The 13,369-nt window shown below is 41.4% G+C and carries 11 protein-coding genes; 4 read left to right on the top strand and 7 right to left on the bottom strand.

What is annotated here, in order from left to right; genetic code table 11:
• Window positions 1-18: 18 nt before the first annotated feature.
• Together QA601_02350 and QA601_02345 are read left to right on the top strand one after the other, a co-directional pair.
• Entirely contained in the window at window positions 19-1,530 is a 1,512-nt protein-coding gene (locus QA601_02350) for a hypothetical protein (GenBank protein MDG5813905.1), read from the top strand.
• A 265-nt stretch (window positions 1,531-1,795) separates the two neighbouring features.
• Window positions 1,796-3,760, top strand: a complete 1,965-nt coding sequence (locus QA601_02345; protein ID MDG5813904.1) for a cellulase family glycosylhydrolase — start codon at window positions 1,796-1,798, stop codon at window positions 3,758-3,760.
• Between the two features lie 405 nt (window positions 3,761-4,165).
• Here QA601_02345 and QA601_02340 read toward each other — a convergent pair whose 3' ends face one another.
• The 6 genes from QA601_02340 to QA601_02315 all read right to left on the bottom strand — a co-directional run bounded on the left by QA601_02340 (window position 4,166) and on the right by QA601_02315 (window position 9,945).
• On the bottom strand, window positions 4,166-4,405 hold the full coding sequence (locus QA601_02340) for a hypothetical protein (GenBank protein ID MDG5813903.1): 240 nt from the start codon (window positions 4,403-4,405) through the stop codon (window positions 4,166-4,168).
• 137 nt (window positions 4,406-4,542) lie between these two features.
• Window positions 4,543-4,839, bottom strand: a complete 297-nt coding sequence (locus QA601_02335) for a hypothetical protein (GenBank protein MDG5813902.1) — start codon at window positions 4,837-4,839, stop codon at window positions 4,543-4,545.
• 408 nt (window positions 4,840-5,247) lie between these two features.
• Window positions 5,248-5,523, bottom strand: coding sequence for a hypothetical protein (locus tag QA601_02330; protein ID MDG5813901.1), 276 nt, complete (start codon window positions 5,521-5,523; stop codon window positions 5,248-5,250).
• The gene (gene dapF, locus QA601_02325) at window positions 5,520-6,377 is read right to left on the bottom strand and encodes a diaminopimelate epimerase (protein ID MDG5813900.1); all 858 of its coding nucleotides are present in this window, start codon (window positions 6,375-6,377) and stop codon (window positions 5,520-5,522) included. Before dapF ends, QA601_02330 begins: the two co-directional genes overlap by 4 nt.
• A gap of 101 nt (window positions 6,378-6,478) precedes the next feature.
• A complete protein-coding gene (locus QA601_02320; GenBank protein MDG5813899.1) occupies window positions 6,479-6,985 on the bottom strand; it encodes an LptE family protein in 507 nt (168 codons plus the stop codon).
• A complete protein-coding gene (locus QA601_02315) occupies window positions 6,982-9,945 on the bottom strand; it encodes a helicase C-terminal domain-containing protein (GenBank protein ID MDG5813898.1) in 2,964 nt (987 codons plus the stop codon). Before QA601_02315 ends, QA601_02320 begins: the two co-directional genes overlap by 4 nt.
• 387 nt (window positions 9,946-10,332) lie before the next feature.
• On the opposite strand from QA601_02315, the gene QA601_02310 reads away from it, so the two are divergent.
• Window positions 10,333-10,809, top strand: coding sequence for a GNAT family N-acetyltransferase (locus QA601_02310; GenBank protein ID MDG5813897.1), 477 nt, complete (start codon window positions 10,333-10,335; stop codon window positions 10,807-10,809).
• A gap of 133 nt (window positions 10,810-10,942) precedes the next feature.
• Here QA601_02310 and QA601_02305 read toward each other — a convergent pair whose 3' ends face one another.
• On the bottom strand, window positions 10,943-12,487 hold the full coding sequence (locus tag QA601_02305; GenBank protein ID MDG5813896.1) for a radical SAM protein: 1,545 nt from the start codon (window positions 12,485-12,487) through the stop codon (window positions 10,943-10,945).
• Between the two features lie 176 nt (window positions 12,488-12,663).
• On the opposite strand from QA601_02305, the gene QA601_02300 reads away from it, so the two are divergent.
• The gene (locus QA601_02300; protein ID MDG5813895.1) at window positions 12,664-13,314 is read left to right on the top strand and encodes a hypothetical protein; all 651 of its coding nucleotides are present in this window, start codon (window positions 12,664-12,666) and stop codon (window positions 13,312-13,314) included.
• Window positions 13,315-13,369 lie beyond the last annotated feature (55 nt).

The raw sequence follows: 13,369 nt of genomic DNA, 5'->3' as shown, positions 1-13,369 counted from the left end.
GATTTTTCGGAGGGCTTAGTGAAAAGGGTCACGTGGTTTGTTCTGTTAACGGGTTTGGTCGCTTTAAAAAACGTCTCGGGAGAAGAGTCCAAAGTACATATTGGGGTTCTTGAACTTGAAAGCAATACAGGGCAGCACGTAGCTGCTCAACGTATAACAAACGAGATCGAGGAAAAACTGTTGGATATGGGTTTTTACCAGGTTCATTCTTCAGAACAGGTTGAGACTATCCTTGAAGAAAAAGAACTTAGAATTCCTGATCGTTGCCTGGATCCCAGATGTATAATCTATTTGGGAAGAGAAGCCGGGATGGACAGAGTTTTATCCGGAATGCTCGATTACAATAAGGGAAGGTGGGGAATACAACTGCAGTTGTACGATATAGATCTGCGTGAAATTATTGACGAGGTGAGTATTGAAGGGCAAGTAGGTGTGGATGCATCATTTCTTATGGAATCTGCAGTAAAAAGAGTTCATGGAATTAGAGAAAATGGCATAACCCGGCCCTATTTTGGCCACCATCTAAACAATAGAAAGCAAATGCTTTATTCCACTTCCGGTCTTACAGGTGCAGCTTTTCTTTATGGGGCACTTAATTATTTCATAGAGGGGGGAAGCAAAGATGTAGTGTTTAACTACCGGGATGACCCACTTAGCGGTCATTCATCATCGGCTAATCAGATTCCAATGTTTGCGCGTCCTGCTGCTCTTGGAAACGCTTATGTGGCTTTGTCCGATGATGCCTATGGCGTTTTGTATAACCCGGCGGGAATGGCCAGAGTTCAGTGGCAGGAAGCATCCTTTGCCTACCAGTACAGGTTTGGGTTTGATAATATCGCGGCGACATATGTAAACAGGGCAACCCGGGATGTGGGGTTTGGTCAGGCGATTATGTATTCCGGGGACCGCGATTTTGGGCTCACAGAATTCTATTTTGTGAGTGCTTTGGCCTACAGGATAAATCAGTTATTTATGTATAAAAATCCGGTTTCAGTGGGTGCTTCGCTAAAGATTGCCTCTTCAAGAGTTAACAGCCTTTCTCCGGATTCTCCCGGAGGGTCATCCTTTGGGCTTGGTTTTGATGCAGGGTTTCAGTGGCAAATAAATAACAAGATCGGCTATGGGCTATTGCTACGGGATATACCCCTTGTTAACAGGTGGAAAAATACGGTCACCGGTAAGCGATATTTTGAGTCAAATGCTGCAACGCTTCATATGGGGGGCTCTTTTCAGGCCGGATACGCTACGCTGCTCATAGCCGAAGGGCAGTTGCCGCTTTATGAGGACCAGCCCTGGAAAATGGCCGGGGGAATAGAGCAGGAGCTTTTTAGGTTTCTTGCATTAAGAATCGGTGCGCAAAAAGAGATACTTCAGGATCACTCAACCCCCTGGAAGATTACTGGAGGACTAGGGTTTCGTATAGATAGCGATGCTTTCTGGGGTAATGTCATCAATTTTGACTGCTCCTACGAGTATAATACTCTTGATGTGTTTAATGTGGTAAATGTATCAATGAGAGTGGGCTTTTAGTTCGTCTCGTTGAACAAAAAAAATTCTATAAGCCAAGTAAAAGTCTTGAACAGTAAAAATCCCGCAGTTACTGTATTTAACCCCTTTTTATGGGGAAATACGTCCCTCCCTTTTGAATCAATTAAAACACTTTTTCAATAATGCCTACAACTAAAGGATTCGTATTCAGGTAATTTCCGTTATATTTATTCCAACAAACAGTTGGTTTGGTGTAATGAGTACAGCGAACAAAGCTAAAGCGTTTAACTAAGATTAGGAGGTTGTTTTGAATCTCGCAAAGCTATTTTCGGGGGCTATGGTGTCTACACTTCTGCTGGTTGCCCTCTCGTTTGCAGAAACACCGGTTGAGAGACATGGAAGGTTACGGGTAGAGGGCAATCAGATTGTAGGTGAAAATGATGACCCAGTACAGTTAATGGGGATGAGTTTATACTGGTCTATCTGGGGACCCCAAAAATACTATAACAGAGATGTTGTGAATTGGTTGGTTGAGGATTGGCGTATTGATGTAATACGGGCTGCAATGGCTGTCGATGAGGAGAGCGCGGATGGACAATGGCAGTGGGGCTGGGTCTACGATAAAGAGGGGCAGCGGGCTCTTGTGGATTCGGTAATTGAAGCCGCGATCGATAATGGGATCTACGTGATTGTAGACTGGCATACCCACGACATTCATCTCGATGAAGCGATAGAGTTTTTTAGTGAAATAACGGAAAAGTATGGTGATTATCCTAACCTTATATGGGAAATATTCAACGAACCGGTTAGTCAGAGCTGGAATGATATCGCCGCGTATTCTGAAGAAGTTATAGAAGCCATAAGGGAAAATAGTGATAATCTGGTAATTGCAGGAACACGTTTTTACAGCCAATTTGTCAATGAGCCGGCAGCAAATCCCTTATCCGATGATAACACTGCCTATGCCCTGCATTTCTACTCTGGTACTCACGGCTCGGCTTTACGGAGTAGAGCAGATGGGGCACTGGATGACGGGATAGCAATATTTCTCTCCGAATGGGGGACCTCTGATGCATCGGGGGGACGCACAGACCGAACAGTTTATGCCGAAGAGAGTGATGTCTGGATCGAGTGGGCAGTGGATAATAATATCAGTATGGCAAACTGGTCATTAGGTGATATCGATGAAGCATCAGCAGCCCTTTTACCCGGAACGTCTACTGAAGGCGGCTGGGATGTAGAAAATGATCTGACTGAATCGGGAAGATACATTCGTGAAAAAATTAGATCCATAAATATCGATAAGTACGGGGAGAGAGCCCCAAGGCTATTAATGAGTGTAGAAGGACCGGGTGAAATTGAAGTTACGCCTGAGCGTGATGAATACGATATAGGGGACACGGTAACAATCCGGGCTATTGCGGATGAAGGGGCGCAGTTTATCGCCTGGAGAGGATCTATTAGTGATGAGAGTGAAGAAATAACTATTGTCATGGATGCACCGAAAAAGCTGATTGGGAGTTTTTACGATTTCCCCGATCCTATCCTTACCAACGGTGATTTTTCAGATGGCACGGATGGTTGGAGCTTTTATGCCCATACCAGCGCAGATGCTGAAGCGGAGATAACTGCTGAAGATAACCAGGTCAGGATTGATATCGATAATGAAGGGGAAGAGGTGTGGCATGTGCAGCTCTTTCAGGGTAATGTTGTTTTAATTAACGGATTTAACTATCAGCTCAGTTTTGATGCTGCGGCGGATGGTGTGCGTGATATCCTTATCTCTTACAAACATAATGGAGATCCATGGACAGAATATAAAGCCAAAACCGTAACCATCGGACCTGAAATGCAGACACACGTCGTTGAGCTTGCTATGGATGAAACCGATGATAACGCCAGAATAGAGTTCAATCTTGGTGAGAGCAGTAATGAGTCGGTGACTTTAGCAAATGTAGAACTAAAGATTGTCGATGAGCTGTTACCAATCGGAAGAACCTTTGCGGCTCAGAGAACAAATAACAACTTTTTAAATATTACCCACAGAGCAGCATCACCGGTCATTGATATCAATTTCGAGGTTAATGGGAATAGTGGCGCGGATCTGAAAATAATTGATCTTAGAAGCAGAGTTGTTGAAAGACATGCTGTAACAGGATCTGGCAGAATGGTACGTGAATTTGATACTTCAAACCACTCAGCAGGTCTCTATTTTGTCGTTCTGAGAAACGCGGGTAAAATTCTTACAGAACGATTTATGATCGTTAAATAAAATGTATCTACTACTTAATCAAGCGGCTTCAAAATTCCCGAAGCCGCTTGTGCTTTCCATAGTAGGTAAACTGCGTGTATCTGCCCTCACCAGATATAGATACCCGTTTATTATAAGAAAAATTGCAGGGATTTAATACATCATACTTTTAACGTATCCCCTTTTGGAGTCCAATAGCTGTTGTTTCAGAATATATCAGAGCAGCTTTGGTGTGAACGGAGCAGATGGAGTTTTAGACTGTCCCACCAGCAGTAACCCCAATACAGTGAAAGTGGATAGTTGAAAATAGCCCGCACCAGTATTCTTTTTGCCGTTGCTTGAGTTTTTGAAGAACGAACATCCGCATAAAGCTGGTGCTAAGGGCAGGCTTTTTGTTGGAAAAATTACAAACATACTGTAAGTTGCTCACTCACCGTTTACGATATTACACTCAATGAGATCGACAACGTAATTGGGATCTTTGATCCGCTTTAAGTAGCGCTTTGCAACAGATTGGTTTCTTCTTATACTGTAGAGATGAAAGAGGAGGCCGTTGTGTCCGTCTGGATCTGACTGCGAACACATATACAGTTTTCGGTCTATGCCTGTACCAAAAAGTCTCAGCAATTCGTGTTCGTTTACGTTGTGGTCGAAAATTGTTTCCATAGCTTAACTCTCAGATTGAAACTCCTGTATAATACATTTAAGAAACGTTCAAAGCGCAAAATCTTGTATAGAGTTACTATGCATTCTACAAAATATAGTAAACAACTCGTTAGGTTAAAATAAAAAGTTTACGGTTTTTAGATAAAAGTACTTTCTTTCATTGCTGATTTTATACAGTCGTAATATTCACTTTCAGAAATAGTTGCTATACTGTCACGATGAGAATAGTCGAAAATCCTCATGGAATCATTCATCTTTTTAAGATAAATATCTGCCATTATTGGCTGATTTCTCAATAAAAAAAGATGATAGAGTAGTTTGTTGTGTCCATTCGAATCTATTGGTGTAAACATATAATTGTTACCGTTAGTAGATTCGCCAAAGAGCTTATTTAGCTCGTGTTCTGTTACATTATGATCAAATATTGTTTCCATGTAAAACATTTTATATAGGTTGCGAATAAACGTCAAGAATATTTGTTGAAGGCTCTTTGTTTTAATGAATGTTAATTTTACTCCTAATAATTCAATGGCTTACAAATAATTGGCAGAGGTCTGTATATGTAGTGTGTCAAAAACTATAATACCACAATATGTGGTTAAGCAAAGTTGCAGGATATTTGTAAAAAGCCAATTGTTTAGGGAATAAAAAAAGTTGAAAAAAATAGTACTATATTTTAAAAATGAATCACTATATGGGGTAATGGTTCAAAACAGAAAGCAAAAGGGGCATTGTTTTAGCTCGAAGAGTCTTCCAGATAGGGTAGCCCTGTGATGGCAGTCGAATTGGAGTTTGGGTTACCTGATTTATAAAAGTCTTGTTGAGCAGTGCAAGTAGAGTAACTAAATATTTTTGTGCAAAAGATTGTTTTTTTTGCTGAAATAGAAAAACAAAAGAAGATCAAACCCGACCAGAAAAAAATTTGTTGCGTAAAGAAAGATAACCCAATCTCTTGAAAACAACGCTTTATGCATGATCCCACTGGCATAGCCTGTCATCACTATAGCCATAAACAGGGGGCTTTTTCCTGTAACAACTTTAGTTTTTAATGCTTTAATAATAGATATAGGCCAGCTAATACCAAAACAGATTAGCATCACTACTTCAAAATAACTCATACACTCACACTTCCGCGGAAAACTTCCTTTGCCGGGCCACTCATATAAACAGGATCGTTTTCATTACCAGCCCATGAGATTTCTAAATCACCACCCTGTAGATGTACTGTAATATCATTTCCGTGCAGTTTATTCATAATACCTGAAACCACCGCCGCGCATGCACCTGTTCCGCACGCCTGTGTTTCTCCGCAGCCCCGCTCATATACACGCATTTGTATCTCTTTATCAGATAGCACTTTAACAAACTCTACATTGATACGTTTGGGGAAGAGCGTGTGCGATTCAAGAACGGGCCCGTAGGTATTTATCAGTTCGTCATCCAGATTATCCTGATAGATTACAGCATGGGGGTTACCCATGGATACTGCTGTGACTTCAAACTCCCTGTCAGCGGCACTAACCTTTTGCATCACAAAGTATTTATTCTGCTGGTCTTTTTCAGTTTTTACCGGTATAAGCTCAGGTTTTAAAACAGGTTTACCCATATTAACCTTATATAAAGTGTCGCTTTGGATTGTCACATTTATAGTACCTGCAAGGGTTTGGATATCAATACTGTTTTTGTTTATCAGCTCTTTTACTGTTAGGTAACGGGCAAAGCAACGAATGCCATTACCACACATCTCAGCTTCACTGCCGTCGGAATTGAAAATTCTCATGCGGAAATCAGCTGTTTTTGATGGCAGCACAAATATAAGTCCATCAGCACCGATTCCAAGCCTTCGGTCACATAACCGGCTAAAGGAGTCGCTCATTGATTGGATATCGTTATCATCGTAGCCGTGAGTAATGATAAAATCATTACCGAGCCCTTCCATTTTCATGAAATGTATTGTGGTATCTGAACCCATATGAAGCTCTCAGTTGGTTTGGGGTGGATGGAGTCATAATCATAAAGATGAGTATATCCCTATTAAATCTTTACACTCTTAGATGCTGAACGATGAAGTAATCACCAACTCTGTACAGATCGTTGCAGTATTCGCTCAACCAGATCATTTATCGCTCTTTGTTTCCCATGATCTTCAGTTTCGTTTTTAAAATCGTATATACCTTCTCCACGAACAGTTCCTTCATAGATAGCCTGACTTCGTTTGTTATCAAAGAAAGAAACATCAGCGCTTATATTTACTATATACTGATCAATGTCGACCTCCCGATCAGAAACAGTCCCGTAGGCGTAAGGATCGTTACTGTAGGCTACTACCGTACCTCGTATTACCGCGTCCCCGTTATCATTGACCACTCTGAGAAGATTACCACTGACAATTTCACGGTTTAGTTCCTGAGTCAGATCTTCTGCTACTCCTGGTTCAAGCGAGTTGTTGGCAAACAGAGGCAGCTCTACAGTTTTGAGATGGTTAGGCAGTGATGATCCGCTGAAAGTATAAACTCCACACCCGATGAGCACAAGGGCTGCAATTAAGAATAGAAAATTTAACACTGCTCTGTGTTTCATACATCCTCCAACGGAACATATCTAACAGTTGAAGTGGCCTGGGTTTCACCATCGAAAAATTCAGTCATCTTTTCTACCATATTTTCACCCGATTCAAAATCGTTAAACTCCGTATCAAGAGAGCGAATGAATTGTTTCCCATACCCTTTCACAAGAATGCGATTATCCAGAACCAAAAGCGCACCCCTGTCCTCAGAAGTGCGAATAAGTCTTCCTGCACCCTGGCGAAATTTAATAAGTGCTTCGGGTACAGAGTAGCAGAAGAAAGATTCACCGTTTTGGGTCTCAAACTTTTGAGCAACAGCCCGGGTTAGAGGATGAGTGGGAACAGGGAAAGGGAGACGTGGGATAATCACTATTTCACAGCTCTTACCAGGAGCATCAATACCCTCCCAGAAACTGTCGGTTCCCATCAAAATCATACCACTGCCCTGTTTAAATTGTTCGAGCATCGCGTGGCGGGAACCGCTGTAGCCCTGTACCAAAAGGTTACTGTGACCGATTTCACTTCTGCCTTTAATTGAATTGTACACAGATTTAAGCATACTTGTTGATGTAAAGAGCACAAGGATGTTTCTATTAAGCTCCTGGTGCAGGGTTGTAATAGTGTTCGCTACATATTCCCCAAAGGCAGGGTTGTTTACATCCGGACCCTCCTTGATGCCACCGGCAATCATTTGGTCTGAGCTGTAGGGGCTTTGATACTGTACCGACGCACATCGGTCGTCAAAGGGCATCAACCCGACGGCACGCCTGAAGTAATCGGTGCTTTTTCCGGTAGCCAATGTTGCGGAGGTAAAAACAACCCCTCCGTTACATCGCTCCCAGACATCACTAAGGATTGAGCTTATATCTAAAGGGACCCCACAAATCTTTGTCCATCTCTTTTCATGATTGCCTTCTACCCAAAACACATGATCTTCGGTTTTAGCCGAAACAAGGTAGAGAAGGTCTGCTTTTAGCTGACTTGTCCTCTCTGCACAGCTTTGTATCTCACTAAGAAGCATCTCTGTTTTCAGGGAATCTTTGGCAGCCAAAGCAGTTTGCTTAATGGTGCTTATATTGTTTTGTAGATCAGTAATGGTGTTGTCAAGCGCAGGGGCTTCATACAGATTTTCGAGCGACTTTTCGGTGATTCTGATCTGATATTCACCTTCCAGTTCGGGTTCGCATGCTTGTGCCCATTGCTTTAGTTCGTTGAGAAAATCGTCACTGCGTTTTCTAAGGTGTTTAAGGCTACTCTTTAGCTTTTTACCGAATGCAGCCAGATCGGGATTGTCCTCTTTACAACCATTAAGATTTTGAACAAGGTTTTGGATACTGTCGATATAAAGCTTTAATCTGTTGGTGTCCAGCTCTGTTCTGAGGTGCTGATGGCCACTTGACTGTAAGTGATGCGCTTCATCGAAAATTATTGAACCAATTGGCCCAAGAAACGAATTTTCCGAGCAGATGTCGGAGTAAAAGAGGGCATGGTTTATCACTACAATATGGGAGCCCAGAGCCTTTTGACGAGCTTTGTGAAGAAAACAGCTTGAAAAACTGGGACAACGCCTTCCCATACAATCATGACTCTCGGCTGAGATAAGATTCCAGATCTTTGCAAACCACCTGGGATTAAATTGATTCTGCTCTTCAACATCCCCCGTTTCTGTTGTTTCGGACCAGATAATGAGGGGCAGAATTGCTATGCGTTCCCTTGGAGAGAGATTCCCCAACTCTCCTCTCAATAGTCTTTGCCAGCGATTGCGGCACAGGTAATTAGAGCGTCCCTTTAAGGTAGTATAGCGAAGATTTTCGCCACTGAGTTTTGCGGCAACCGGAAGATCCTGTTGGATAAGCTGATCCTGCAGATTACGGGTGCGGGTAGAAACGATCACTCTGCAGTTGTTCTTTAAAGCATGTCTTGCAGCAGGTACAAGATAGGCCAGGGATTTACCGGTTCCGGTACCGGCTTCAGCTACCAGAAAGCGACCGTCATTAAGGGTATCAGTAACATACTGAGCCATATCCTGCTGTGACTGACGGGGGGAAAAGTTCTTTATGATTGTAGCCATATCCCCCTGAGCGGAGAAGGTTTTGCTGATTTCGTCTCTGTCGATCTCAAGATGCCACTCGGGGGAGTCCAGTTTCGGTAAATTTTTGAAGGTTTCCCCAACACTAAGATTCACCGATGCCCTGATACTTCCCAGTGTAGAGATAACCATCGATTTAAACAGCGATCCGGGCGCACAGGCCGCAAGAGTTTGTCGCACATTTAAGGGAAGATCAGATAATTTGGGTACCAGAAGAGCAGCCACTTCTCCCGATGCTTTGGCATCATGAAGAGCCCTGTGGGCATTATCCAGAGTTACAGAGAGGGTCTGGGTGACATGTTTAAGGGAAAAACGTCCCGTTTCCTGTAAAAGTAACCGTGAAAGCAGCGCCGTATCAAGCAGCTGCATCGAAACCGCAGGAAGCATCACCCGTTTAAGCTCTGCGTTTATGAAATTGGCATCAAACTCAATTTGGTGACCGCAAAGGGGAAGGTTACCAATAAATTCCAGCAGCTTCATAGCAATGTCGGAAAATGAAGGTGCATCGCGAATGTCCTCATTGGTTATACCAGTCAGTCGGGTTATATGCTCAGGAATAGGAACACCGGCGTTTATAAAAGTAGAAAACTCCTGCTCAGGTTTCCCGTTTGAGAATCTGACCGCACCAACTTCGATAATTCGATCGTTTTTGAAATCCAGGCCAGTAGTTTCAACATCCAGGGCTACAAAATCGGGGACTGTTGCAGGTTGGATTTTGGGGCTACCTTTAGTTTTAGCCTGGTACTCCCTCCTGGGTGCCGGAGATGTTTTGACTGCGGGCTTTTGCTTTCGGCCCGGACGTTTTTTTGCCGGTGCGGGTTTCTTGGCTTCTGAGGCAAGTTCTTTTCTGGTGTCGTCTGGTAAAAGATCAAATAATCTGGGCATGAATATCCCTTTTTCACTAAAATTTTCGATATCAGAACAAATAAAGGCTTGTTTTAAAAGCTGTGCTACCTACGCTTTTAAAAAAACATATGCTAAAAATAGTTTCATTCGAGCCAGTTTTGGAGAATTTTACCCCGAATAATCAAAAAAGAGTATTTCATGGAAGATTTTTTCTACCTGCCCATAAGACTTTAGTGCTCGGAGCTGATTTATTACGTAGGGCGTATAACTTTTATGAAACTTTTTGAGTTAAAAATATATTTCTCTTAAAGCCATACTTTATAATCATTTAAAGCATAGTAGGTCACTGGGCAATATATTGGGCTACAGAGTGTATGGATTTAGAATACATTTTTCTGTTTCAGAGACGATACAACAGAGGGAGATATGATAGTTAAAGCAAATTATGATGACTTAAAGCAGATTTTGACATTACAAAAAGAGGCCTATCAAAGTGAAGCAAAGCTATATAATGATTATTCCATTTCTCCTCTGACCCAATCCTTAGAAGAGATAAGAAACGATTATCTTAATCAAACCATTCTAAAAGCGACGCATGACAATACTATTATTGGATCGGTAAGGGCGTATCAAAAAGGTAATGTTTGTCATATAGGCAGACTAATTGTTCATCCTAAACATCAAAACAAAGGTAACGGTAAAGAGTTGATGAACACTATAGAAAAACTTTTTGGAGCATGTGACAAGTATTCTTTGTTTACAGGATATAGAAGCGAAAAGAATCTACATCTTTATACAAGTTTAGGGTACAAGAGAGTCAAAAGAGAGAAAATGAACAGTAGTGTTACCCTGATTTATCTTGAAAAATCGAACTATGATCGGTCCCTGAAAAATAGAGAATAATACATCGTTGTGCAAACAAAGTTGCTTGTTATAGGGCCCCTTTGGGAGTGAATTCCAAATCACCCACGGGGAAACCGGCATAGTAAAACAACCAAAGCAGGTATAGCTTTAACACCGCATTTATATCATCAACTTAAGAAGCTGATGTCTCTGTCGCTTTCTGTGCTCTTGTCGGGGTTCTTTTTGAGGCATTGCTCTCCTTTATATAGTTATTATAAATTTGACGAAAATGGTAGCCACAAATCGAATGCGTAAGAGCTTCTCTTAGAAGCCCCGGACGATTAAAAAGGGTCCATAGCATGAGATTCCAGTATTTCCATCTGTATGGGCTTATAACGCCAAATAGGTAAACTGATAAAAAACAGGCTTTAAGGTGAACAAGTTGGAACTTCCTCTTTTTGGGCGGGGGGTTAAGTTGCCTGAAGAGGATTTTAATCCGTTTATAGAACAAATCGTGAGAGTAAATGCTTTGCAGGATGTGATTATATCCTTTACGCAGATCATTTATATCCATTTTGGGAATAATATTGGTTGATCCATCACCGTTATCTCCAGAGCAGTCATCTTTCATAATACGTCCCTCTTTTTTTAGGCGATCATAGAGGCGGGTGCCCGGGATAGCCTGAAGTATTCCGACCATTGCGGTTATTATCCCGCTTTTTTGAATAAATTCGATCTGTTTTTGAGAGAAATCCTCTTTTTCATTATCAAAGCCCACAATAAAACCAGCCTGAACCTCAAGACCCGCGCATTGTATTTTTTTAACATCATTAATGAGGTTACGATGTTTGTTTTGCATTTTGCCGCATTCGACTAAATTTTCTATCTGCGGAGTTTCAATTCCAATAAACACCCTGACAAAGCCGGCCTCAATCATAAGTGCCATAAGCTCAGGATCATCTGCCAGGTTTATAGACGCTTCAGTATAGAAATTGATACATTCCTTCTTTTTACGCCAACGAATCAAAGCCGGTAAAAGGTCCTGTTTTAATATCTTTTTATTCCCTATGAAGTTATCATCTACAAAAAAGATTTCATCCCGCCACCCCAGGTCATAAAGAGCATCAAGCTCTGCGATAATTTGGGAAGAACTTTTAGTGCGCACTCTATGTCCTAATAGTGATGTAACGTTGCAGAAATCACACTGAAAAGGGCACCCACGACTGTACTGAACAGACATGCCAACATAATGATTAAGATTTAAAAGCTCCCATCTGGGTACTGGAGATTGGCTCATAGTTGCAAACAGAGCACTTTTGTAGATACGTTTTGGGTTTCCCTGTTTTAGATCATCAAGGAAGTAAGGCAGAGTCAGTTCTGCTTCATTTAGCACTAAATGATCCGCGTCCGGAAAGGACTCGGGGCTCTCGGTGAACAGAGGACCACCCGCAATGATGCGCACCCCTTTTGCCCTGCATCTGGCCATAACCTCTACTGCAGATGGGCGCTGAACGATCATTGCACTGATAAATACTGCTTCCGCCCAGTCCAAATCGGTGTGATCAAGTGTCTCCACATTCATATCGATAAGGCGCGCTGACCAGTCTTTAGGAAACATAGAAGCAATGGTTACAAGCCCAAGAGGAGGCAAAACAGCCCGTTTATCTACAAACTTTAAGGCATGTTTATAGCTCCAGAATGTATCGGGGAATTCCGGATAAAGTAGAAGAACATTCATGTATCTGTTCCTTTCAGAAGAATCATTGTTTAAATGGAGTGCTAACTTTAGAAAAATCAATTATCTTTAAAGAGCATCCTTTCGCTTTATTCTTTCCCTGGTTTTATACCTGATATGTATACTCTACTAAGCAGAAATGGTGCCGAGTAGTGATTATGAACATAGGAGTTAACTATATGAAAAGAGTTACTGTTGTACTATCCCTAATCGTTATAGCTGTAAGTGATATATCTGCATGCGATTGTGTAGTCAGCACCTTTGAAGAGGAGGTGGAAAAATCTAAAAAGATATTCCACGGAAAGGTGATTAGTGCAGAGTACTATACACATTTAATCGAAATAAAAAAGGTATGGAAAGGGGAATTTTTATCTGATACCTTTAAACTGGTGCAGGGAACTAATACTTGTGAAAAGAGAGTTTTCAGGCAAGGCTGGGAGTATCTCTTTTTTTTGGAGGATAGTAGTGTAATTAACTGTAGTCGCACAAACCTGTTCTACGTTACCTTTGATTCATTTTTACTGGACGGTATAGAAGAAAACTACAACAAGGACTCAGCTACCAATTTTTCGGATGAAGAACTTAATATATTAAAAGAATTTTTAAAGCATTACAATGTTTCTGTGCCGGATGATATAATAGATAAAAAGATTTTATTTGCTGTAGAAGACAGTGTCGTATCAAAAGTCCAATATTTCAAAACCCACAACTGGGCAAGACCCTTTTTGGTTGATTTAGTTAGTTTAGAGCCAGATGTTTACTTATTATGGTTAGGAACAAATGTAGAAAGCTCACTTGAAAAAATAAGGAAAAAATTAGAACTGAAATAGATACTGCAAACAGCAACTATAAATAATAAGTATATTTCGGTTAATTGGGCAGATT

It is taken from the genome of Chitinispirillales bacterium ANBcel5 (assembly GCA_029688955.1).
Lineage (GTDB): Bacteria > Fibrobacterota > Chitinivibrionia > Chitinivibrionales > Chitinispirillaceae > Cellulosispirillum > Cellulosispirillum alkaliphilum.
The sequence above is the reverse complement of the archived record's forward strand: the minus strand, read 5'-3'. Positions and strand labels throughout refer to the sequence as shown.

Coding starts and splice junctions, on each gene's coding strand:
- QA601_02340 (MDG5813903.1), bottom strand. CDS start 4,405: ATGGAAACAATTTTCGACCACAACGTAAACGAACACGAATTGCTGAGA.
- QA601_02335 (MDG5813902.1), bottom strand. CDS start 4,839: ATGGAAACAATATTTGATCATAATGTAACAGAACACGAGCTAAATAAG.
- QA601_02330 (MDG5813901.1), bottom strand. CDS start 5,523: ATGAGTTATTTTGAAGTAGTGATGCTAATCTGTTTTGGTATTAGCTGG.
- dapF (MDG5813900.1), bottom strand. CDS start 6,377: ATGGGTTCAGATACCACAATACATTTCATGAAAATGGAAGGGCTCGGT.
- QA601_02320 (MDG5813899.1), bottom strand. CDS start 6,985: ATGAAACACAGAGCAGTGTTAAATTTTCTATTCTTAATTGCAGCCCTT.
- QA601_02315 (MDG5813898.1), bottom strand. CDS start 9,945: ATGCCCAGATTATTTGATCTTTTACCAGACGACACCAGAAAAGAACTT.
- QA601_02310 (MDG5813897.1), top strand. CDS start 10,333: ATGATAGTTAAAGCAAATTATGATGACTTAAAGCAGATTTTGACATTA.
- QA601_02305 (MDG5813896.1), bottom strand. CDS start 12,487: ATGAATGTTCTTCTACTTTATCCGGAATTCCCCGATACATTCTGGAGC.
- QA601_02300 (MDG5813895.1), top strand. CDS start 12,664: ATGAAAAGAGTTACTGTTGTACTATCCCTAATCGTTATAGCTGTAAGT.